Source organism: Chitinophaga horti (assembly GCF_022867795.2).
Taxonomy (GTDB): Bacteria; Bacteroidota; Bacteroidia; order Chitinophagales; family Chitinophagaceae; genus Chitinophaga; species Chitinophaga horti.
In genome coordinates, this window is record NZ_CP107006.1 from 1,478,697 (window position 1) to 1,499,859 (window position 21,163).

22 protein-coding genes are annotated in these 21,163 nt (G+C 50.8%); 11 read left to right on the forward strand and 11 right to left on the reverse strand.

What is annotated here, in order from left to right; genetic code table 11:
• Genes MKQ68_RS06085 through MKQ68_RS06100 form a run of 4 tightly spaced genes read left to right on the forward strand, consistent with a single transcriptional unit; the run spans position 1 to position 2,826 of the window.
• A complete protein-coding gene (locus MKQ68_RS06085; protein ID WP_264282525.1) occupies positions 1–939 on the forward strand; it encodes a cation diffusion facilitator family transporter in 939 nt (312 codons plus the stop codon).
• A gap of 54 nt (positions 940–993) precedes the next feature.
• On the forward strand, positions 994–1,404 hold the full coding sequence (locus MKQ68_RS06090) for a hypothetical protein (RefSeq protein ID WP_264282526.1): 411 nt from the start codon (positions 994–996) through the stop codon (positions 1,402–1,404).
• 9 nt (positions 1,405–1,413) lie between these two features.
• Positions 1,414–2,316: a helix-turn-helix transcriptional regulator gene (locus tag MKQ68_RS06095; protein WP_264282527.1), complete on the forward strand. Its 903-nt coding sequence runs from the start codon at positions 1,414–1,416 to the stop codon at positions 2,314–2,316.
• A 54-nt stretch (positions 2,317–2,370) separates the two neighbouring features.
• Positions 2,371–2,826 (forward strand): SRPBCC domain-containing protein, encoded by a 456-nt coding sequence (locus MKQ68_RS06100; RefSeq protein WP_244840020.1) that lies wholly within the window; start codon positions 2,371–2,373, stop codon positions 2,824–2,826.
• Positions 2,827–2,861: 35 nt separating this feature from the next.
• Here the strand turns inward: MKQ68_RS06100 and MKQ68_RS06105 are convergent, their stop codons facing one another.
• The gene (locus MKQ68_RS06105; RefSeq protein ID WP_244840022.1) at positions 2,862–3,446 is read right to left on the reverse strand and encodes a TetR/AcrR family transcriptional regulator; all 585 of its coding nucleotides are present in this window, start codon (positions 3,444–3,446) and stop codon (positions 2,862–2,864) included.
• 166 nt (positions 3,447–3,612) lie between these two features.
• On the opposite strand from MKQ68_RS06105, the gene MKQ68_RS06110 reads away from it, so the two are divergent.
• Positions 3,613–5,973: an alpha-L-rhamnosidase-related protein gene (locus MKQ68_RS06110; protein ID WP_264282528.1), complete on the forward strand. Its 2,361-nt coding sequence runs from the start codon at positions 3,613–3,615 to the stop codon at positions 5,971–5,973.
• A gap of 294 nt (positions 5,974–6,267) precedes the next feature.
• The gene (locus MKQ68_RS06115) at positions 6,268–7,101 is read left to right on the forward strand and encodes a LamG domain-containing protein (RefSeq protein WP_244840030.1); all 834 of its coding nucleotides are present in this window, start codon (positions 6,268–6,270) and stop codon (positions 7,099–7,101) included.
• Positions 7,102–7,120: 19 nt separating this feature from the next.
• Here the strand turns inward: MKQ68_RS06115 and MKQ68_RS06120 are convergent, their stop codons facing one another.
• Together MKQ68_RS06120 and MKQ68_RS25880 are read right to left on the reverse strand one after the other, a co-directional pair.
• Positions 7,121–7,882, reverse strand: a complete 762-nt coding sequence (locus MKQ68_RS06120) for an FAD-dependent oxidoreductase (RefSeq protein ID WP_432803734.1) — start codon at positions 7,880–7,882, stop codon at positions 7,121–7,123.
• Positions 7,765–8,784 carry an FAD-dependent oxidoreductase gene (locus tag MKQ68_RS25880; RefSeq protein WP_432803735.1) on the reverse strand — a complete coding sequence of 340 codons (1,020 nt, stop codon included), beginning with the start codon at positions 8,782–8,784 and terminating at the stop codon, positions 7,765–7,767. The genes MKQ68_RS06120 and MKQ68_RS25880 overlap by 118 nt, the downstream gene beginning before the upstream one ends.
• A gap of 233 nt (positions 8,785–9,017) precedes the next feature.
• On the opposite strand from MKQ68_RS25880, the gene MKQ68_RS06130 reads away from it, so the two are divergent.
• Both MKQ68_RS06130 and MKQ68_RS06135 read left to right on the forward strand, forming a co-directional pair.
• Positions 9,018–9,536, forward strand: a complete 519-nt coding sequence (locus MKQ68_RS06130) for a hypothetical protein (RefSeq protein ID WP_244840035.1) — start codon at positions 9,018–9,020, stop codon at positions 9,534–9,536.
• A 2-nt stretch (positions 9,537–9,538) separates the two neighbouring features.
• On the forward strand, positions 9,539–9,988 hold the full coding sequence (locus MKQ68_RS06135) for an SRPBCC family protein (protein WP_244840037.1): 450 nt from the start codon (positions 9,539–9,541) through the stop codon (positions 9,986–9,988).
• Here the strand turns inward: MKQ68_RS06135 and MKQ68_RS06140 are convergent.
• Positions 9,983–10,393 (reverse strand): DUF6841 family protein, encoded by a 411-nt coding sequence (locus tag MKQ68_RS06140; RefSeq protein WP_244840038.1) that lies wholly within the window; start codon positions 10,391–10,393, stop codon positions 9,983–9,985. The two genes, MKQ68_RS06135 and MKQ68_RS06140, sit on opposite strands and share 6 nt — an antisense overlap.
• A gap of 63 nt (positions 10,394–10,456) precedes the next feature.
• Positions 10,457–10,801, reverse strand: coding sequence for a DUF1801 domain-containing protein (locus tag MKQ68_RS06145; RefSeq protein ID WP_264282530.1), 345 nt, complete (start codon positions 10,799–10,801; stop codon positions 10,457–10,459).
• Between the two features lie 56 nt (positions 10,802–10,857).
• Here MKQ68_RS06145 and MKQ68_RS06150 point away from each other — a divergent pair, with 56 nt between their 5' ends.
• Positions 10,858–11,661, forward strand: a complete 804-nt coding sequence (locus MKQ68_RS06150; RefSeq protein ID WP_264282531.1) for a 3-keto-disaccharide hydrolase — start codon at positions 10,858–10,860, stop codon at positions 11,659–11,661.
• 209 nt (positions 11,662–11,870) lie between these two features.
• On the opposite strand, the gene MKQ68_RS06155 is transcribed toward MKQ68_RS06150, so the two are convergent.
• The 3 genes from MKQ68_RS06155 to murI form a co-directional block, all read right to left on the reverse strand.
• Positions 11,871–12,329 (reverse strand): hypothetical protein, encoded by a 459-nt coding sequence (locus tag MKQ68_RS06155; protein WP_244840040.1) that lies wholly within the window; start codon positions 12,327–12,329, stop codon positions 11,871–11,873.
• A 408-nt stretch (positions 12,330–12,737) separates the two neighbouring features.
• Entirely contained in the window at positions 12,738–13,262 is a 525-nt protein-coding gene (locus MKQ68_RS06160; protein ID WP_244840041.1) for a ferritin, read from the reverse strand.
• Positions 13,263–13,306: 44 nt separating this feature from the next.
• Positions 13,307–14,131: a glutamate racemase gene (gene murI / locus MKQ68_RS06165; RefSeq protein WP_264282532.1), complete on the reverse strand. Its 825-nt coding sequence runs from the start codon at positions 14,129–14,131 to the stop codon at positions 13,307–13,309.
• A gap of 103 nt (positions 14,132–14,234) precedes the next feature.
• Here murI and MKQ68_RS06170 point away from each other — a divergent pair, with 103 nt between their 5' ends.
• A complete protein-coding gene (locus MKQ68_RS06170; RefSeq protein WP_244840043.1) occupies positions 14,235–15,452 on the forward strand; it encodes a DUF763 domain-containing protein in 1,218 nt (405 codons plus the stop codon).
• A gap of 51 nt (positions 15,453–15,503) precedes the next feature.
• On the opposite strand, the gene MKQ68_RS06175 is transcribed toward MKQ68_RS06170, so the two are convergent.
• Entirely contained in the window at positions 15,504–18,434 is a 2,931-nt protein-coding gene (locus MKQ68_RS06175) for an FAD-binding and (Fe-S)-binding domain-containing protein (RefSeq protein ID WP_264282533.1), read from the reverse strand.
• Between the two features lie 308 nt (positions 18,435–18,742).
• Here MKQ68_RS06175 and MKQ68_RS06180 point away from each other — a divergent pair, with 308 nt between their 5' ends.
• Positions 18,743–19,264 (forward strand): hypothetical protein, encoded by a 522-nt coding sequence (locus tag MKQ68_RS06180; RefSeq protein WP_244840044.1) that lies wholly within the window; start codon positions 18,743–18,745, stop codon positions 19,262–19,264.
• Between the two features lie 44 nt (positions 19,265–19,308).
• Here the strand turns inward: MKQ68_RS06180 and MKQ68_RS06185 are convergent, their stop codons facing one another.
• Both MKQ68_RS06185 and MKQ68_RS06190 read right to left on the reverse strand, forming a co-directional pair.
• A complete protein-coding gene (locus MKQ68_RS06185) occupies positions 19,309–20,211 on the reverse strand; it encodes a DUF72 domain-containing protein (protein WP_264282534.1) in 903 nt (300 codons plus the stop codon).
• Positions 20,212–20,316: 105 nt separating this feature from the next.
• Entirely contained in the window at positions 20,317–21,132 is an 816-nt protein-coding gene (locus MKQ68_RS06190; protein WP_264282535.1) for a hypothetical protein, read from the reverse strand.
• Between the last annotated feature and the right edge of the window lie 31 nt (positions 21,133–21,163).

The window sequence follows — 21,163 nt, forward strand, 5'->3', positions numbered from 1 at the left end:
ATGGCACACGAACATTGTAACCATCAACACGACGAAACGCATCAACATGACCACCACGGTATGCTGCATGCACATCCGGTGGTAAAGAACCTGCGTTTCGCACTCGTGCTTAACCTGGGTTTTGCTGTGGTGGAGTTTATCGGTGGCTTTCTTACTAATTCGGTAGCCATTTTATCAGACGCGGTGCACGACCTGGGCGACGCTGCGGCTATTGCGGCATCGCTGGTACTGGAGCGACAGGCAGGCAAAGGCCGCACGCCGCTGTTCAGCTACGGCAAACGCCGCCTGTCCATACTCGCCGCCTTTATCACTTCACTTATACTTGTCATAGGGGCCGTCGTTATCATCTTCGAAGCGGTGCCCAGGTTATTTGCCCCGGAACCGGTAAAGGTGATGGGCGTTCTTTGGCTGGCGGTGGCCGGACTGGTTTTTAACGGGCTCGCAGTACTGCGGCTCCGCTCCGGTGGCAGTAAATCGCTGAACCAGCGCGCAGTTATGTTGCACCTGGTGGAAGATGTGCTGGGCTGGATCGCTGTGCTGGCAGGCGGTGTAATAATGTACTTCACACAATGGTATTGGATAGATCCGCTGCTGTCGTTAGGTATCGCAGCCTTCATTCTTTACAATGCTATCCGTAACATCATGGCGGTACTAAAGATCTTCCTGCAGGCCGTGCCTGAAAATTTCGATGAGGCGGCGCTGGTCAACTCACTGCGCGCATTACCAGGTGTTATCGGTGTACACGATCTGCATGTGTGGACGATGGATGGCGAACGAAATGTGCTTACCGTACACCTCGTAGTGGATGCAAACCTTGGCGATACGCAGGTGTTTAACATCAAACAGCAGGCCCGCCAGGTGATGGACGGCGCCAACATCCAGCACCCGACTTTAGAGATCGAAAGGGCAGGGGAACCGTGTAAGCTGGCAAAGTGCTGATAGGACTCCCCCTGTTGCGCCGCTCGCCGCATCTTCCTATCTTTGCACGGCAAAATGATAGATCTCGCAGACATCCGCATTGGCAACCTGGTTTGGTATTACGACCGGAACATGGAGGAAACGGCCTTCCAGGTGGAAGGTATTTTTGAAGGATATATCTACAATTCAGGCCTGCCGCTTAGCAAACTTCCCGCGGATAAAGCACATCCGCTTATTCTTGACCTGTACCTGCTCCGGCGTTTTGGTTTTATCCAGGGAGATCCGGCCTATGGGGAAAGCGATGCTGTGTATTCGCTGAAGTACAGCCGTTTGAACAGTATCCATATTTTGTGCGCCAACGATGCCTTTCAGCCGGTGTTGAACGCAGACGGCACTTTGCCTTACGGGCGCCCCATCGTACACGTTCATCAACTCCAGAACATGTACCAGGCCCTTACCCGCGACGAGCTGGAGATATTTGAATAACTTTATTACATGGAAACAAAGCTGCATCGTACGCATGAAGACGGGGAAACCAATGGTGTATCCTGGACCGTCGACGGCATTGAAATGGGGCACTCCCGTTCGGTGTTCCGCAAGGCGACCAGCTTTACCGGTAAGAGCGACAAAGATGTAGTACGTCTACACTTCGGTCTCAAGGGCGATTATTGCTTTGACTACAGGCAGCTGAACAACTCCTACGACCTGGTAGGTAGTCATCATAACCTGATGTACAGCCAGGATTTTGAAATCACTGTACATAATAAAACCCTGGAAGTAGAAACGTTTGGGGTGCAGTTTCCCCGGGAACAGTTTCTGCGTTACACCGAAAAGGCCAGTGATACGCTTAAACGCTTCGCCGAACAGGTGGCGGAAGGGCGCAATGTAATGCTGTCGCCGCATTGGGGAAGTATTAGCCCTGCCATTCAACAGGTAATAGATGAAGTGATCTATTGTAAGTACGGGGGGGACCTGAAACAGATGTTCCTGCTGTCAAAAAGCATAGAGTTGCTGGCGCTTTGCGGCGATGCTTACGACGCGGCTATGCAGCGGGGAGAGCTGTTCATCAAAAGTAAATCAGATAAAGAGAAAATTATAGCGGTACGCGATTTGATCAACGACCACGTTACCTGCCCACCGAACTTGTCGCAAATAGCACGGGCGGTGGGACTGAACGAATACAAATTGAAGCGCGGTTTCCGGGAGATTTTCAGTACCACGGTATTCGGTTATCTGGCCGAACAACGCCTGCACCTGGCGCGGCGTTATTTGCAGGACACGCATAAGACCGCGGCGGAGATTGCCTATGAATTAGGTTACGCTACGCCGCAGCATTTTAGCAACATGTTCCGCAAACGTTTTGGCCTTACGCCGAACGCCGTCAGAAATAATCCGTAAAACGCAATCGGTTTGTAACGAAGCAGGTTAATATTGACATCAAAACAGGAAATTATGGAAACGCCCAAAGTTATCACCAACACGATTCAAATCAGTGCACACGCGGAAAGAGTATGGGAAGTACTCACTAAACCTGAATACACTAAACAATATATGTTCGGTTGCGTACCGGAAACAGACTGGCAACCTAACAGCCCTATTTTATGGAAGGGCGTATTCGATGGCGTAGAAATGACGGCGGTGAAGGGCCATATTGTACAGGTAAGGCCTGGTCATCATTTGTCTTACACGGTGATCGATCCCAACAACCAGGAGATTCCTGATGTACCGGAAAACTATCTTACCGTTACTTACGATTTGCAGGAGCTGAACGGGGAAACACGCTTCACTGTTACCCAGGGCGATTATAGCAAAGTGGCCAACGGGGAAGCCCGGTTTAAAGATTCAGAAGCAGAAGGGGGCTGGCAGGCAATTCTGGAGCAGATTAAGTCGGTCGCAGAGCAGGTGTAAAAGTATTCAAAAGGGAGCCGGTCTGGCTCCCTTTTTTATGGTTCTATGGGTGATAGTGTATTCCTTATGATCTCGCTGCAAAGCTTACGGTCGGCCCCGGCTTTAACGGAGATGCTAATGCCGTACAAGGCATTTACGAGATACCTGGCAGCGGCTTTTGGATGAGCAATGCGTTTGATCTGCCGGTCGGCAATGCCCTGCCGTATCAGTTGGTATAAAACGTCTTCATGATCTTTCATACAGTCAGACACGAGGTTGATCAATTCTGTTTCGCGTGGAGCCAGTTCGATGATGGCATTGACGAGGAAGCAGCCTTTCGGATCGGCATCAACAAAACATTCATCCACCGTCATTTGAAAGATGGTCCGGATCGACTGAAGCGCGTTGACGGAACGTTGCTGTACCGACTTTAACTGGTTGGCGCGGTTGCGTTTGTAGCGCTTCATTACTTTAATGAACAGCGAACGTTTGTCGCCATAGGTATCGTAGAGGCTGGAGCGACTGATGCCCAGTTGCTCGGTCAGCTCACGGGGCGTGGTGCCCTGGTAACCCTGGCGGCGAAAGAGGTCCACGGCCTTGTCCAGCACAGCGTCCTCATCAAACTTTTTGGTCCTTACCATCCGGTTCTTTTCCTAAAATTAAGATTTTGGAACTGCAATTCCAATTAGCGCATCGGGCAGTCTATTGCCCAGGCTACAATGTATACGATTTTTTATGCGGACGTTTTGTATCTTACTCCTAGCCGCATAGATGTCAGCGGTGCTAACCAAGACTATAATTCCCGTCATGAAAACGCTTTTCACGTTCACTATTATGTTGTTATGGGCGATGGTCGCCCCCGCGCAGCAGGTAAACCCCGCTTTGCTCTCCGGTCAATGGCCTGCCAGCTGGATCTATTGCGCCTCCGCCCCGGTAAAGGATTATGGCGTGTTTCATTTCCGAAAGACTTTCGAGGTGGCGGCAAAGCCGGCTTCGTTTATCATTCATGTATCTGCCGACAACCGTTATCGCCTGTTTATCAATGGTAAACCCATTTGCAGTGGCCCGGCGCGTGGCGATTTATATAACTGGTATTTTGAAACGGTGGATATTGCCCCTTACCTGCAACCCGGTAAAAACGTGCTGGCCGCCCTGGTATGGAATATGGGTATCGATGCGCCGGTGGCACAGGTCACTAACCAGACGGGCCTCGTGGTGCAAGGTAACGGAGAGGCGGAGAAGATCGTGAACACCAACACCTCATGGAAAGTGTTACACAACAAAGCGTACGCACCCTGCTCGCAGGACAATGGTGCGCGGCTACGCACCTATATGGTAATTGGTCCGGGTGATAAGGTAACCGGTGCTGATTTCCCCTGGGGATGGGAGCAGCCTGGATACAACGATGCCTCATGGTCATCCGCCGCCGGCCTCGGTAATGCTCCGGTTGCAGGCTACGGCACCGATAACCGCTGGACGCTTACGCCACGCACGATCCCGCTGATGGAAGAAACATTGCAACGTATTCCGAAGGTAGCCAGGGCGAACGGTATCAAGGCAAATGACGGCTTCCTGTCCGGTAAGTCGCCGCTTACCATACCAGCTAATCAGACCGTCAGCATACTGCTCGATCAATCGTTCAATACGGTGGCTTACCCCGAACTGCTCGTCAGCAAAGGCGCTGGCAGCAGCATCAAAGTAACTTATGCAGAAGCACTTTTTGCAAACCGTCAGAAGGTGCACCGCGATAAGATCGAGGGCATGGAGATAATGGGTAACTATGATATTTTCCTGCCGGATGGTGGTGCACAACGATTGTTTCGCCCGCTGTGGCTGCGCACGTTCCGGTATCTTCAACTGGATATTACGACTGGTAACGAGCCGCTGGTGATCAACGACCTCCGTGGTGTTTATACCGGTTACCCTTTCGAAGTAAAAGCCGCCTTTTCTTCCAGCGATCCATCGTTACAGGATATCTGGAATGTTGGTTGGCGCACCGCCCGTCTCTGCGCAGGCGAAACGTACTATGACTGCCCGTACTACGAGCAGCTGCAATACGAAGGCGACACCCGCATCCAGGCACTGATCAGCCTTTACGTTACCGGCGACGATCGCCTAATGCGTAAGGCTATTCATGACTTCTATTGTTCCAGGGTGCCCGAAGGCCTCACCCAGGGCCGCTACCCGAGCAACCGGCTGCAGGTGATACCCCCGTTTTCGTTGTACTGGGTGTCGATGGTGTACGATTACTGGATGCATAGAAAGGACGATGCCTTTGTTCAACAATACCTGACGGCCGTTACGGGTGTGCTGGACTGGTATGAGCGGCACATCGATGCAAAAACACAAATGCTCGGCCCCATGAAGTGGTGGAACTTTACCGACTGGAACGCCGCGTTTCCTAATGGTACTCCCGATGGTGCTACAGACGGGAACAGCTCCATATTAAGCCTGCATTACGCCTATACGTTGCAACAGGCAGCGGAGTTGTACGACGCATACGGTCAGCCCGCAGCCGCGAAGCGTGCACGCGAACGGGCGGCAGCATTGAATAAAAGTAGCTACGCGGCATGTTTTAACACCGCCCGCAATGCGATGGCTAACACGCCAGCTCAGCAAACTTACAGTCAGCACGCAGGCATCATCGCCGTACTGGCCGGGGCTATTCCTGCTGATAAAGAAAAGATGGTGTTACGTACGCTTATGACGGATAATACCCTGAGCCAGGCCACCGCTTATTACCGCTTTTACCTGATGCGTGCCTTGAAAAAGGCGGGCATGGCAGATATGTATTATGGTCAGTTGAAACCCTGGCGGGATATGCTGGCCCTGGGGCTTACTACGTTTGCCGAAAAAGAAGAACCTACCCGTTCCGACTGTCACGCGTGGAGCGCCAGTCCCAATTATGATTTCCTGGCCACAATCTGCGGCATCATGCCTGCCAGTCCTGGTTTTGGCACCGTGCGTATTGCGCCGGCCCTGGGTGAACTGAAAACGGCATCTGGCAAAATGCCGCATCCCGCAGGGGAAATTATCGTAGCTTTTAAAAGAAAAGGGGAGAAGGGCCTTACCGCGGATATCACGCTACCAGCTGGCCTCAGTGGCGAGTTTGTATGGAATGGCAAAACCGTGAAACTGAAAGAAGGAAAGCAACAACTGAGCGAATAGCCCGGACAGCAAATTGCCTCTCATGGGGCTGACCCAAAAGTCAAATGAAGGCTTGCAGGATGGTGCATCCGGTATCCAGATAAAAAGGGGCTGGCCATTACTTTTTGGTCAGCCCCTTTTGTGCCCATGCGGTGTACCTGCAGTGCAATAATAAATGTCAAAATAACATTCATTTTACCTATCTTACTACTACCATTAGCGAAGACTTATAGCAAATCTGATCAATTCCACGGCCACAGGCATATCATTCGAAGCCCTCTTTGTTTATCTATTCTCAATTCCAAAACCCACTTTATGAAACTGATTCCTCGAATCTTACCCGCTTTATTAGCCCTGTTTATGCTTTCCTGCAAGAAGGAAGTGCGCACGGAAAAAGTAAGCATTGATGACCAGCAGGCAGCCATTGCCGCCGCTACCTGGGAAACAGTGCTGGATAATACTTCATTTGCGAATTACACTGCCTTTGAATCGAAATGGAACTACCTGTACCCATGGGGTTCCGACCATAACGGCAGCGCAAGGATGTACGCCAGCGCTACCGATCACAATCACGTTTATCTCACCAATGACGAGTTGCACATCCTCGCCACAAAGATCAGCTGGAACGAAGGTAACAGCACGTCTACGCCTTATTACGCGATCAAGTACCATTCAGGTGCCGTAAATGTGAAACAACATGTATTGATCAATGACCAGTTCCCGAACTGGGAAGTGAAATGTGACTTCCAGGCGCCGTCTGTATTAGGCTCCTGGCCTGCGTTTTGGCTGACCGGTGTAAACAGCTGGCCGCCGGAAAGTGACATCATGGAGTTTAAAGGAAATAACAATAACTGGCAGAACACCTTTCGTACATCCTCTGACGTGAGCAGTACCATCACGGCGGTATCTAACCCCGGTGCCTGGCATACTTACCGGGTGTGGATTACGAAAACGAGCGCCACGGACGTAGCGATTCACTATTACATCGATGGGGTGTGGAAGGCGCAACATAACGCGAACTTCGTGGGCAAACCTTTGTATGTGATTATTAACATGCAGATGGAAGGTTCCAGCGGAACGCCCGGCCCAAGCGCCAATACATACCTGAAGGCACGTAACATTTACATCGGCCGCACAAGGGCTTACTAATGGTATTGCCTGTGGTCTTTTATATGATCTGTGAGAGTTCGAGTCGTTGCCCGTCTTCGAATAACCGTACCCGCAAACGGATGTAGTCAATATCCTGTACTGATGATTTGCAGTCAATCGCCTGCGCCGCAGCCGTGGCCGCGCTTTGCCCCAGGATCATAAATACAGGCTCCATACGGATGGAGCCATAGGCGATATGGGAGCTGGACACACATACGGGCACCAGTAAATTCTGGCACTCAGTTCTTTTAGGAATGATGGCACCATAGGAAATGCGGTAGGGCTTTGGTGCATCAATGCCGATGTCGCCCTCATTCTGCACATACCCATCGCGGGTTACGTATCGTTGCGCATTATGAGCATCCAGGGTATACGAGCCCATACCGATCGACTGCCTGATGCCTCGCTTGCTAAGTACTTCATGTTCGGTCATCACTTCCTTACCGATCATACGCCGCGCTTCGCGGATGTACAACTGGTGCGGCCAGTTGCCATTGTCGCGAAACTCATCTCTCGCTAAGCCCCATTGCGACATCTGGTAACGAACGTCTCTCGGTATACGCGGATCGTTTGCCACGAAGTATAACCATCCTTTCTGATACAATTCATGTTCTTTGATAATGGCTTTACGGCGTTCGTAATCGGCTTCAGGATAATCGTAGTTCATGCCGATATTATCGAAGCCGAAAGGACCGTGGTTGTTGGCGTCGGTCTTAAAATTGGGGATCGGATCAAACTTGTTAAATGTTTCGCGCCAGCCGGATTCGAATACACGTAACAAAAGTTCGTATTGCTGCGGATCGTAGCCTGCCGGTTTGCTGAAAGGGAGGCGGTTGGCCTTTTCGCGCGTGAGGCATAGTCGAAAGCAGTAGGCTTGTATCCGTTTGTCTCCATCGCCCCGGCGGCCCGGCAATTCCGGTGATATGCGGGAAGTAGTCCGCTGGCAGGGTCGCCGGGAATTTTGTAAGCATGAATGCTTTTTTTGAAGTAGTGACCATGGTGTAGCACGCCTACCTGTATGCCATTCCATTGCTCATTGTATACACGGTTCGCCTCGCGGCCTACATGGTAACTTACGCCGGCAGCGGCCATCAGGTCACCTTCGTAAGTAGCGTCGATAAAGATTTTGCCGGCGTACACTTTGCCACTGAGCGTTCGGATAGATTGTATATTGGGCCCGTTTTTAACAACGCCGCTTTTGCGGTCGAGCCACTCGTCGCGGTAAACAGTGATTTTATGTTCACGGATAAAGTCTTCAAAAATCTTTTCTGCTACATGTGGTTCAAAAATCCACATCGTACGTTCGTCACCGTCCATGGCTGGTGTGCCTTGTCCCTTGTTACCATAATCCACCTGTGCCTGCCAGCGCCATGCACCCGGCGTTTGATAGTGAAGGTAAACGCGGTGGTAAAACTCGCGGGCCAGTCCACCGATCGTTGATTTATTACCGGTATCGGTAAAGCCTAATCCACCGGAAGTTAATCCACCTAAATGTTTGTCAGGAGAAACGATGATCACGGTTTTACGCAGCTTGCGGGCCTGAACGGCAGCAGTAACGGCAGCAGAAGTACCTCCATAAATAATAATGTCGGCTTCGTACCTGGGGGCGGAACGGCCGTAGCCTGGCGCCGGGCTAAGAAGTTGGTACATAGCCAGACCTGCCAGTAGCAGCATTTTTCTCATGACTTGTTGGTCTTTTAGACGGTCCTATTTGCTTAACGGCAATGTTTAAAATTGATTTTGAGGCTATCGTTATTGTTTACCATTCTGTTCGCTAAATATAGGCATTGCAGCCGGTTTATAAAAATATTAACAACGGAAGTTGCATCAACATCGACAATGGATTACTACTTTTAGTAAGCCCGTTTTGCAGGCGCTCTATATCAACAATACCTGTGCCGCTAATACTGTAACCCATGAAAATTTTTCGCTGGACGATCTGCAGCCTCGCTATTCTCTATGCCTTAACCGCTACGTTTGCCATCACCAAAGGCCAGCAGCTTCCATATGAATTTAAAGATGCACATCTACGGCAGGAATATTATACTAACATGATCTGGCTGTTGCCGGTCGCTATATTGGCGACGTTGGTGGTCACGGTTCGCGAAAGTTTCTCGTCGGGGAAAAATACCCTCATACTGGTGGGCACTTTGCTCATAGCCGCTTTGAGTGTGCGCATGCTGTTAACCCAACGTTCGCCCCTGTACGCCAATTGGGTGGATGTGACTGTCACCTACGAAAAGCGCGACAACCGGGAGATACGGATGGCCGAACAACTGCTGGACGTAGGTGCGTTGGGCTTCAAAGGTAGCCGTGAGGTAAAACTTAGCCCGTTTTTGGGTATTTTTAATAAGGTAGAGCCGGTGGACATCGAGCAGGCAGATAAAAGTGGATGGGTAAAGGTGGATCGCGCCGGCGCTGTTAAACACCCCTGAGCATGGAAAAACTTTTTGTAGATCAATCCATAGACATAAACGCCCCAGCCAGTATTGTATGGGAAGTACTCACGCATCCCGACTTCAATATTCAATGGATACACGAATGGTGGCCTGAAATAAAAGAAGTAAAAACCGAATGGAAAACAGCTGGCCCGGTGCAATGGATGACCGGCGAAGAGGAGATAGGTGCTGAAGGCCGCGTGTTTATTGCTAACCCGCCACTGTTGTTAAGTTACAGCTTTAGCGTGATCGGGAAGGAACCTGCCATGCAGGAAGACATCATTTATAAACTGGAGGAAATCGAATGCGGCACACGTTTGTCCGTTTCGGTGGGAGACTTCAGTGATTCGGAAGAACATATCGCCTGTTTTCCGGGGGCGGTGGTCGCATGGAGTAAGTCGCTGCCCAAAATCAAACAGCTTTCAGAACAGCAGATCGTTCATTTATAATACCCCTTTCTCTTTCATGACTGTTTCCTGGTCTTCATGCGAAATGTACATCACGATCTGTGGGTCGGTAGCGCGGTGGTACAACAGGTAATGCATGTCGAACACGATATTTTGCGCCCCTTCTTTCCGGTAACTGGCCGACCAGGTGACCTTTACCATCGTATAGGATTTGCTGATCGAATCGCCCGTAGTGTTCAATACCTGCATATCTACCAGGCCTGTTTTACGATTGAACTGATGGACTTGTGCCAGCCACTCGACAAAGCGTTCGTCGTTTTTGTAAACTTCGTTTCCATTGGGGCCTGCAGCGATAAAGCTGGGGGCGTAAAAGCTGGTTAAATCCTCATATGCCTCACTTGTAGAAGTTCGGGCATACCGGGCGAAAAAGTCCTGCAGCGCCGTCATAGTGTTACATTTAGATGGGAAGTGCCTCTAAAACGGTGCCACGTCTTCCTGCGCCGGGCGCGGCTATTGACGGATTTTGAGCATTCGCTGCATCAGCTCGTTTAAGGTGTCGACGGGTAAATCGGCTTCCGGGTCGATGAGCAGTATCTTCATCCTTGCCCGTGTTTCCGGTAACAGGTCGGGGTGGTCGATGAGGTTACCGTCAACAATGCCAAGGTAAGGCTGCCCGTACTTTTTGTGCGTCCAAAGGTAACAATACATCTTTCCTTTATAGCAATAGAAAGGCATACGGTACTTCCAGGTTTCCGTAAGCGTGGGACTATATTGTAACAGGTAGCTGCGAAGCGCCAGCAGACAGCTTTTCACCGGTTCATCCTTCGATTGAAAATATTGATCGATGTCGCGCATGAAATTGGGGTAAGATTGTTATATCTTGTACGATCACCAACGTACGCTTTGAAGTTATGAAATATGCCATATACGCCCTCTGTTTCCTGGGACTTTTTTCCGCCTGCAGAACTGCCCGTCCGGCCAAAACCACGCAAGCCGAATGGAAATCGCTCTTCAACGGAAAGGATATCGAAGACTGGTTTGTGAAGATCCATCACCATGAAGTGGGTGTTAATTTCGGGCAAACCTTTCGGGTGGAGGATAGCGTGATACAGGTACGGTATGACCAATATGGGGATTTTAACGACCAGTTCGGGCATCTTTACTATAAAATACCCTACTCGTACTACCATCTTTCGATGGAATACCGCTTCGTAGGCGAGCTGCATCGTGGCGCCCCGGGTTACACCCTGCGCAACAGCGGTGTCATGTACCACTCCCAGGACCCGCGCACCATGCCTAAAGAGCAGGACTGGCCTATTTCTATCGAGATGCAGTTCCTCGGCGGCCTTGGCGACGGCAAGGAGCGCACCACCGGCAATATGTGCTCCCCGGGCACCCATATCGTGTACGAAGGCAAACTCGATACCCGCCATTGCATCAATTCTACCTCTAAAACCTACGACGGCGACCAGTGGGTAAAAGCCGAACTGATCGTCCTGGGCGATTCCCTCATCACCCACATCATTAACGGCGACACCGTGATGCGCTACTCCAAACCGCAGATCGGCGGTGACGTGGCCAACCGCTTCGATCCGCGAATCAAAGAGGATGGTAAGATCCTGAAGAGCGGGTTTATCGCCTTGCAGAGTGAGGGGCAGCCGGTAGATTTCAGGCGGGTGAAGTTGAGGGATTTGAGCAGGGAGATGAAGAAGTAACAGGCGGATTACCTCGCTCACGATCGCAAGGACGTAAGGGGAACGTTCGTAGTCCCCCTTACGTCCTCGCGAATGAAATGAAGCAACCTTCGTGCGTGATCTCCGCGTTAGCAAGCCCGTCCTTAAAAGCAGCTAAATAGCCAGTAATTCTACTGTAATTCTACTACAATTCTACTCTAAGTTCATTATTAGTCCATTCCCAACGCTCATCAAGACCGACCAATTGGCCTGTTAACCTTGCTCCTCAGTGCCGCCAACGTACACCCTTTAGGCAGCTGTTTCGACACATAATATAGGTTTAACCCTCCACCAGCCGCCTGCTTAAGGGCGAGCAGCTCCTTTACCGGGATGCTCATGCCGCCCTTTTTGTCGTTCGTGTCGGCATACTTCCACTGTTTAAGAATTTTGCCGTTCTCATCGCGGACGGACAGCTGGCGGGACTCGCCCACGGCGCCGCAATGGCTGTAGTAAATAACGAGCTGGTCGGTAGGAGAGGCGTTGTCGAGCGGGAGGCTTTTAAGGTCCAGCGGCTCGCTTTCATGGCGTTCGAATAGCAGTTTGTTGTTCAGGAAAATGCGGTAGTATTCACCACCGGCTTTGGCGGAAAGAGAGAACAAGGCAACCAGCAATAAGGCAACTGCATTCGTCTTCAAAAGAAATTGTTGCATATGAAACCAGTTTTAAGGTGATTAATTCTGGTACAAAGCAACGGAATACCCGTACGCGGTCCCCGCGGCTTTGATGAAGGGGCCGATCTGCTTGACGAATTGTCCGAATCCGTACAAAAACGTACGAAAATGTACGGACTTGAACATGGAAAGGATGATTTAGTTGCTGTAGATCAATAACTTATGGATTGGCATCCGGATTGAATAGAAGGAGACGTGTTGCTACTGCTTACCGACATTCGAAGTAGTAACATGATGATAGCAATCCGCCACCGTGCGTATTGCGTTTTTGGTTAGCTAAGCCTTTTCAGGCTATTCCCGCAGTGCGTTGACAAAATATTAAACGGGAATCAAGGAACAAGAAAGCCGCGTATTTCTACGCGGCTTTCGTTTTTTTAAGCGGTATTTTTAGTGTCCTTTGCCGCCGGTACCACTTTGTTGGTTGCGGTAGAACATAATGTCACGGTCAAACAGGTAAAGGCCACTCTTGTCTTCGCCGATCAGTTCCAGTTTGTCGTTGAGCGTACGTGCCAGCCTTTCTTCTTCGATCTGCTCGGATACGTACCATTGCAGGAAATTGTAAGTAGCATAATCTTTCTCTTTCAGCGCCATGTCTACCAGGTCGTTGATGCTTTCAGACACCTGCAGTTCGTGCCGCAGGAACTCTTCGAATACGCGTTTCAGCGACTGGAAGGTGATAATGGGCTGCTCCAGGGCAGGCACCACGGCAAATCCGCCACGTTCGTTGATGTATTTCAACAGTTTCAGCATATGTACGCGCTCTTCTTCCGATTGTTTATCGAAAAAGTCGGCAACGCCCTGCAAACCTGGTTGTATATCGGCCCATGAGTGCATTGCGAGATATGCCTGCGAAGAGGCGGCTTCCAGCGCCAGCTGCTTGTTCAGTGCTTCTTGTAACGTTTTGCTAAGCATAAGTATAAGCGGTTGTTAGTTAAGTAAATATACGTTTTTTCGGATCACAACGCCAGGTGTTTCGAGGCAACAGGGGCTTCAAAAAAGATAGAGGCCTGTCTGTCGAACCCTTCCGGCGCATCGGTAGTATAAAATGTGCGTTGGCCACCTTTACTGCAAACGGCTTCCATTTCAGGATGCCGTTGCAGGTAATCAGACAAACTGTGGGCCACAATGCTGCCTTGTGACAGGATCGTCATGCCTTCGGGTACAAACCTTTTGATCTTGTTGATCAATAAAGGATAGTGCGTGCAACCGAGTACAATAGTGTCGATTTCGGGAGAGCGGGAGAGCAGCTGGCCGATGTACTTGCGAACGAAGTAGTCGGCGCCCTGGTCGTTCCACTCGTTGTTTTCCACCAGGGGCACCCACATAGGGCAGGCCTGCTGGTAAACGGTAATATCAGGAAAGAACTTTTCTATTTCTATCGGGTAGGATTCGGACGCAATAGTACCTGCGGTGCCCATCACGCCCACCTGGCGGCTCTTCGTGTACTCGCCCACTATTTCGGTAGTCGGACGTATCACACCTAACACCCGCCGGTCCGCATCGATACGTGGAAGATCGTTTTGCTGGATGCTGCGCAGGGCTTTGGCAGAGGCAGTGTTGCAGGCGAGTACCACTAAGCGGCAGCCCATGTCGAACAGGTGTTGTACACATTCGAGCGTGTAGTGGTAAACGGTATCGAACGAACGCGTGCCGTAAGGTGCGCGGGCATTGTCGCCCAGATAAATGTAATCGTACTGCGGCAGTTCCTTCACCAGCTCTTTCATCACGGTTAATCCGCCATATCCTGAATCAAAAACGCCTATCGGTCCTGGTTTATGCATCTTTCTTTGTTAATCCTGGCCGGAAAGTTACGAAAATACACGCTGCTTCCTGTTGCATAAATATCGCATCTTCTCCGGCAAAAAAAATGCTAAATTTGTTAGCATGAAGAGATCGGGACATGCAGATATGCCGCTCCATTACGGCCATGTACCTAAATGGCTGGCAGAGCGGATGACGGCTTTGGGCGGCGCCATCGTGGAAGCGATCGTGATGGATTATGGCAAATCGGCCGTACTGCAACGACTCAGTGATCCCTGCTGGTTCCAGGCCCTGGGGTGCGTGATGGGGATGGACTGGCATTCTTCCGGCATCACTACGTCAGTCATGGGGGCCTTAAAACGAGCTGTTAACCCGATGTCCGGCGCTTTAGGTATCCATATTTGCGGCGGCCGTGGCACGCATTCCCGCAAAACACCAGAGGAGTTGTTGCAACTGGGCGACCGTACCGGCATCGATGCCAGGGCGATGGTACATCATAGCCGACTGGCCGCTAAGGTAGATAACACCGCCATCCAGGATGGCTTCCAACTGTACCTGCATAATTTTATCGTGACGAATGAGGGCGAATGGGCAGTGGTGCAGCAAGGGATGAATGAGCAATCGCGTATGGCGAGGCGCTATCACTGGCATGCGCCAAAGGTTACTTCTTTTGTGGATGCACCCCATGCGGGCATTTACGGCCCTAACCAGGGTATGATCCTGAACCTGGTGCACGAACAGGCCGATGTGACGCGCAACAGCATCCTGCAGATGGTGCAACAGGAAACCGCGCAAATCCTGCCTGCCTATAAAGAACTGGTGATGCCTAATCACCATGAAGTGCGGCAAAAAGATGTGCAGTTGAGGCGCCTCGGTGCGGTGTTGGCACTGGCGTACGACAGGCAGCCCGGCGACTTCGAATCATTGTTGTTATTGGAAGGTGTGGGGCCGCGTACATTACAGTCGTTAACCCTGGTGAGTGAAGTGATCCACGGCACGCCTTCCCGGTTTACAGACCCCGCCCGCTTTTCGTTCGCGCATGGGGGTAAGGACGGGCATCCGTTCCCGGTACCAACAAAGGTGTACGATGAGACGATCGGTATTCTCAAGGGTGCGATCTACAAAGCCAAAATTGGTAACCGCGATAAGAACGAGGCCATCCGCCAATTGTCGGACTTCGCGGCCACGCTGGAAAAGGATTTTACCCCGAACGACCAGTTTGACCAATGGGTACAACATGAGCGGGATACGTCGTACCTGCATGGCGGCCGTACGGTAATGGGGAAGGCGAAGCCGCCTAAAGCACCGAAGCCGGACAGTGGGCAGTTGTCTTTGTTCTGATGACGCTGCAAACAAAAATCCCCGTTAGCAAGGCCAACGGGGATAGATATTTTAGGCTAAGGCAGCATGTAATATCTCTACAGGATGCAACGCATGTTTACCCGTGCCGTCCTTGATCTGATGCCGGCAGCTCGTTCCCGGTGCGGCGATCAGCGTGTCGTCGCCGGCGTTACGTACTGCAGGGAACAACACCATCTCACCGATCTGCATCGACAGATCATAATGTTCCTTTTCATAACCAAACGATCCCGCCATACCGCAGCAGCCGGAAGGAATGATTTCCACCGAATAGTTTTCCGGCAGGGAGAGTATTTTTTTGCTGTGTAAGACGGACGATAACGCCTTCTGCTGGCAGTGCCCGTGCAGTTTGATCTTACGCGGCTCGCGGGAGAACTGGTCTTTATGAATATGCCCCTGTTCCGCCGCCATAGAAAGAAATTCGTCTACCATATACACGTTACGGGCCAGTTGTTTTGCATCGGCCCGCAGCGATTCGCCCACCAGGTCCGGGTACTCATCGCGGAAGCTGAGGATGGCAGAAGGTTCTACGCCTAACAGTGGTATGTCGTTCGAAATGATGTCTTTAAACAATCGTACGTTCTTTTCGGCGATCGTGCGGGCTTTGCGCAACATGCCTTTCGACATGTAAGCACGCGCGCTTTCCGGGTGTTCGGTCATCACGACGGTGTAGCCCAGTTTACGCAGCAGCTCCACCGCTTTAATACCGATATGTGTATCGTTAAAGTTCGTGAACTCGTCGCAGAACAGGTAAACGGTTTGTTTGCCGCCACCATGCTGACCCAGTGAAGGTTTATTATTGGCAAACCACTTACGCCAGGTGGTGCTTTGCAGTGTAGGCATGGAGCGGTCCACCGCAAAACCGGAGATGCGTTTGATCAGGTTGCTGGTGGCTTTGGTGTTCACCATCCAGTTGTACACGCCCGGGGCAATGGCCGCCAGGTTGTTCATCATGGCATAGTTGCCGATAAGACGGTTGCGGAAGGGGAGGCCGTTTGCATCGTGGTAATGCTGCAGGAACTCCATTTTCAGCTTCGCCATATCCACGTTCGACGGGCACTCCGACTTACAACCTTTACAGGCCAGGCAGAGGTCCAGTACCTCGTAAATCTCTTTATGATCGAACTTGTTCTCTTTCGGAGAATTGGTAAGGAATTCGCGCAGGATGTTGGCCCTGGCGCGGGTGGTATCTTTCTCATCGCGCGTAGCCATATAGCTTGGGCACATAGTACCGCCGCTCAACTGCGTTTTACGGCAATCGCCGGAACCGTTACATTGTTCCGCATGCTGCAAAACGGTCTGGTCCGGGAAGTGGAAGATCGTTTTGAGCGTCGGTGCGGGCTTGTCGGGCTCGTATCGTAACATGCTGTTCATCGGCGGCGTGTCAACGATCTTAAATGGATTAAAGATGTTGTCCGGGTCCCAGGTGTATTTGAGCTGGCGCATCAGCTGGTAGTTCTTTTCGCCTACCATCTGACGGATGAACTCACCACGCAGGCGGCCGTCGCCGTGTTCACCACTCAGGGAGCCCTGGTATTTTTTTACGAGGGTAGCTATCTCCTCCGCGATTTTGCGGAATAACATATTACCTTCGGAAGTTTTGAGGTTGATGATCGGTCGAAGGTGAATCTCGCCGCTGCCCGCATGCGCATAGTGAACAGAGTACAGACCGTATTTCTTCAATATCTCGTTAAATTCTGCGATGTACGCTGGCAGATCTTCTACGTCTACTGCCGTATCTTCAATTACCGGTACCGCCTTTTCGTCGCCGGGCAGGTTACTGAGCAAGCCCAGGCCCGCTTTGCGCAGCGTCCATATCTTTTTCGTGTCTTCGCCGAACAGGAGCGGGAAGTGGTAGCCAAGGCCGGCCGCTTCCATGGCTTGCTGCATTTGTCCCGCGATCGCTTCGATCTCTTCACGGGTGTTGCGGCAAAACTCCACTACGAGAATGGCGCCGGGATCTCCTTTTACAAAGAAGCGGTTCTTACGTTGTTCGATGTTATCCTTGGTACATTCCAGGATGAAGTGGTCGATCAGCTCACTGGCGCTGGGTTTGAACTTCATCGCAATGATGTTCGCCCGCAATGATTCGTCGATCGTATTGAAATGCACGCACATCAGGCCTGTTTCTTTCGGCGGGATGGGCGATACGTTCAGTTTTATTTCGGTGATAAAGGCCAGCGTTCCCTCGGAGCCGGCGATCAGTTTACAGAAGTTAAATGCTTCTCCACCTAAAGTGAAAGGCGCCGTTTCCAGCAGCATATCCACCGCATAGCCCGTGTTTCTTCTCAAAATGCTTTTGCGGGGAAACTCGCGGCGGATCTCTTCCTGGTTATGATAATCGCTCAGCAGGCTGCGCACCTGCCTGTAAACGGTGGTTTCCAGTGAATCGGGCGCTTCACATTTGGCGTGAAACTCGTCGATCGACATATCTTTGAAATGTACTTCGGAACCGTCGCTCAGCAAGGCTTTTACCTCCAGCAGGTGTTCGCGGGTGCTGCCATATACTACAGAGTTGGAGCCGCAGGAATTGTTTCCCACCATACCGCCAATCATCGCCCTGTTGGCGGTGGAGGTTTCAGGTCCAAAGTAGAGGCCGTGCGGCTTCAGGAACATGTTGAGCTCGTCGCGGATAACGCCGGGCTGTACGCGTACCCAATGTTCCTCTTTATTTAGTTCGAGTATATTGGTAAAGCGCCGCGAAACGTCCACGATGATGCCGTTACCTACTACCTGTCCGGCCAGGGAGGTGCCTGCGGTACGGGGTATCAGCGAAGTTTTTTCCGATTTGGCAAAGGCGATCAGCTTTTTTAAGTCCTTGATATTCTCGGGAATAGCGACGGCGAGGGGCATTTCACGGTAGGCGGAGGCGTCCGTGGCATAGAGCGTTCTCGTGGTAAGGTCGTCGTAAAAGGTGCCGTCCAGCTGGCTGGCCAGTTCCCGCAGTTTTTCACGCTTCATCATATTCTTCCGTGCAATTAGAGAAGGCGAAAATATAATCTTAATCCCTAAAAGTGAAGTGATTGCTAAAATAAGGTTTAGCTGATAGGGCAACCTTGGGTAAAATACGCCCACGCCCTGCTAATTTTGACGAACGGAGACAGCCTTATCTATGGTAAATTAGCTTTATCAGCCACTATCTGTGCAATTGGGCCAACAGACCCCGTGCTACCCAGATTTTTCACCGCCCGCAGATTGGTTCACCCTTACTTTTCAACGCTTCGCCTGGAGCGTGGTGATATTGTATTTTTTAAACCCATAATATGTTAGCTATGAAAATGCTTCCCAGATTGTTATGCGCATGCATTTGTATCCTGTTTTGCGGTGGCACCGCCTCGGCGTTCAAGTTCACTCGCACCGCCGACTTGCAGGTAACGGGCTCCAGTTCATTTACCATCGGTTCGGTAGTGACCTACACCACTATTTATGGCAACTTTACCGATGCCGAAACGGTGGCTTACATCGGCGGTACGCTCAGTGTCAGCTACTCGGTAACCGCGGTGGTGGTGAATTACGGCAGCTATGGAGGCTTCAGCAGCCTGTATTTCACGAACATCAGCCACACTTATTCCGGTAGTACTTACCCGGTGTATTCCAATTCCTCGCCCACCAATTCCTACCTGGCGCAGTACCACTTCCTGATGCAGAATGCGGGATGCACCATTCGTAATTCGGCCAACAATATGACTTTGGCAGATGTAACGTATGAAATTTGGGTGGGCATGACGGGTTCGATCATCAACCCGGGATTAACGTCCACGTACACGATCACCGGGGTGACTAACGTACCCTGACAAATTGAAAAAGCCCATGAACCTATGCTTCATGGGCTTTTTGTTTAAAATAATGTGTTGCCGGATACAAATTGTGGTTTCTGTAAGTTAAGCCCACAGGCGGCGTTCAGCTTGTCGACCATATACACGGTAAGCTCCGGGGAGTAAGCTTCGTCGTGCATGTGCATGAAGAAGTACAGCTCCTTCAGGCCATTGTCCAGCCAAAACTTAATGCGGTTGATCCAGTCGTCGATGCGTGTATAGTCCGTAGGGTGCAGGCTGTTGCCTACATAGCGGATGAACGCACCGGTGGTGGGCAGGTGCATGTGACAACAATCGCGGCGGCCGGCCGTGTCGGTAATCACCGCGCCTACTTTCAGTTCGCGCAATGTTCCAAACAGCTCTTTGCTTACCGCCGGCTCGTACCAGTCCGGGTGGCGAACTTCCAGGTAGAACGAGAGGTCCTTTGGAAGAGAATCGAGGTATTTAAAGAGATTGTCTTTACGGTTCGGGCTGTACTTATCGCTCACCTGCAAAAAGATCGGTCCCAGTTGGTCGCCGAACGCCATTACGCCTTCCAGGAAAGCTGTCGTTTGTACGTCGGTATTTACCAGTTGGCTGTAGTGACTGATGGATTGCGGCACCTTCGGGCAGAACTTAAAATGTTTACCGTCGGCCTTTTCACCCCATTTACGAATATCGGCGGGGGAGTAGGTTTTATAGTGCGTCGCGTTCAGCTCAATGCTATTATAGTGATGCACGTACTGTTGCAGGAAGTCCTTCTCCTTCGTGCCTTTGGGATAGATCTTACCGATCCATTCCTTACGACCCCACTTGGCGCAGCCCAGGTATACCTCCGGTTTCTTAACCGGTTTGCCTTTCAGCGCCTGCTTGTTGAACAGTGGTTCTGCAGCAAGTTTGAAGTCTATCTCATCGAGGAGGGTTTCATCTACGCGTCCGAAATCCATATGGTGTTAGTTTACAGCGCAATTTATTGATAATTGCGGGAATCCGGATGCTGTATGTGGGAATAGTGCGGGCGGCGGGTGTGGACAGGCGGCCCGCACTATGTACTAGTATTTAAATACGGCCGTATCTTCCGCATGCAGTTCGGGATGCTCCGGGTAATCTACCAGGGTAATCAGTTTATTGATCTTCTTATCTGTGATCTCAAACTTTTGCTGATCGATTCTTTCCGTTTTTACTGTGCCCCCGTTCAGTTGTTGCAGCCTGGTGATTTTCGCCGGCAAACGTTTCATGCTGCTCAACACCGGGTAGTTGTAAATAGGATAAAATTCCGTCAGCGACATCGGCACAAATACCCAGGGAGATACTGCGTATTCGTCGGAGTAGGCTTCGATATTATATGTCAGCTTATTGTTGCCATTGGTGGTAATCACCTTGCTGAGTAGTCCCTGGGCGTTGTAAGTATAGTCGGAGAACGCTTTAAGCTGGCTTCCAGCCTCATTATTCTGAAAGTATCGCTGCGATACAACTTCTCCTTTGATGTTGTAGCTATATTCCATCGTGTAGCCGTTGGTGGGATTGCCTTGTGTTTGCGTAAAGATCTTTGTCACTTTGCCCGCTCCGTTGTAAGTAAAAAGACTTACATAGATGGAGTTGGTATAACCTCCTTCAATAACCCGTTTCTGGTCGTACTTGTAATAGATGGCTGCCGCCGCCTGTTGGTTGGTATAAGCGATCTGTTTCAGGGTGCTGTCTGCATTATAGGTCAGTTCCGCTTTGGTACCGCTATTCTGGTACTCGATCGTTTTTAAGAGGAATTGCGGGGTAGTACCCGTCGTAGGTTTCGGTGGTTTTTCTTCCTTCGAGCAGGCGGTAAGTCCTGCCAATACCAAGCATGCAGCCGCTAAGATGTAGTTTTTCATCGTTAAGATGTTTTTATGGTGATGCAATGTG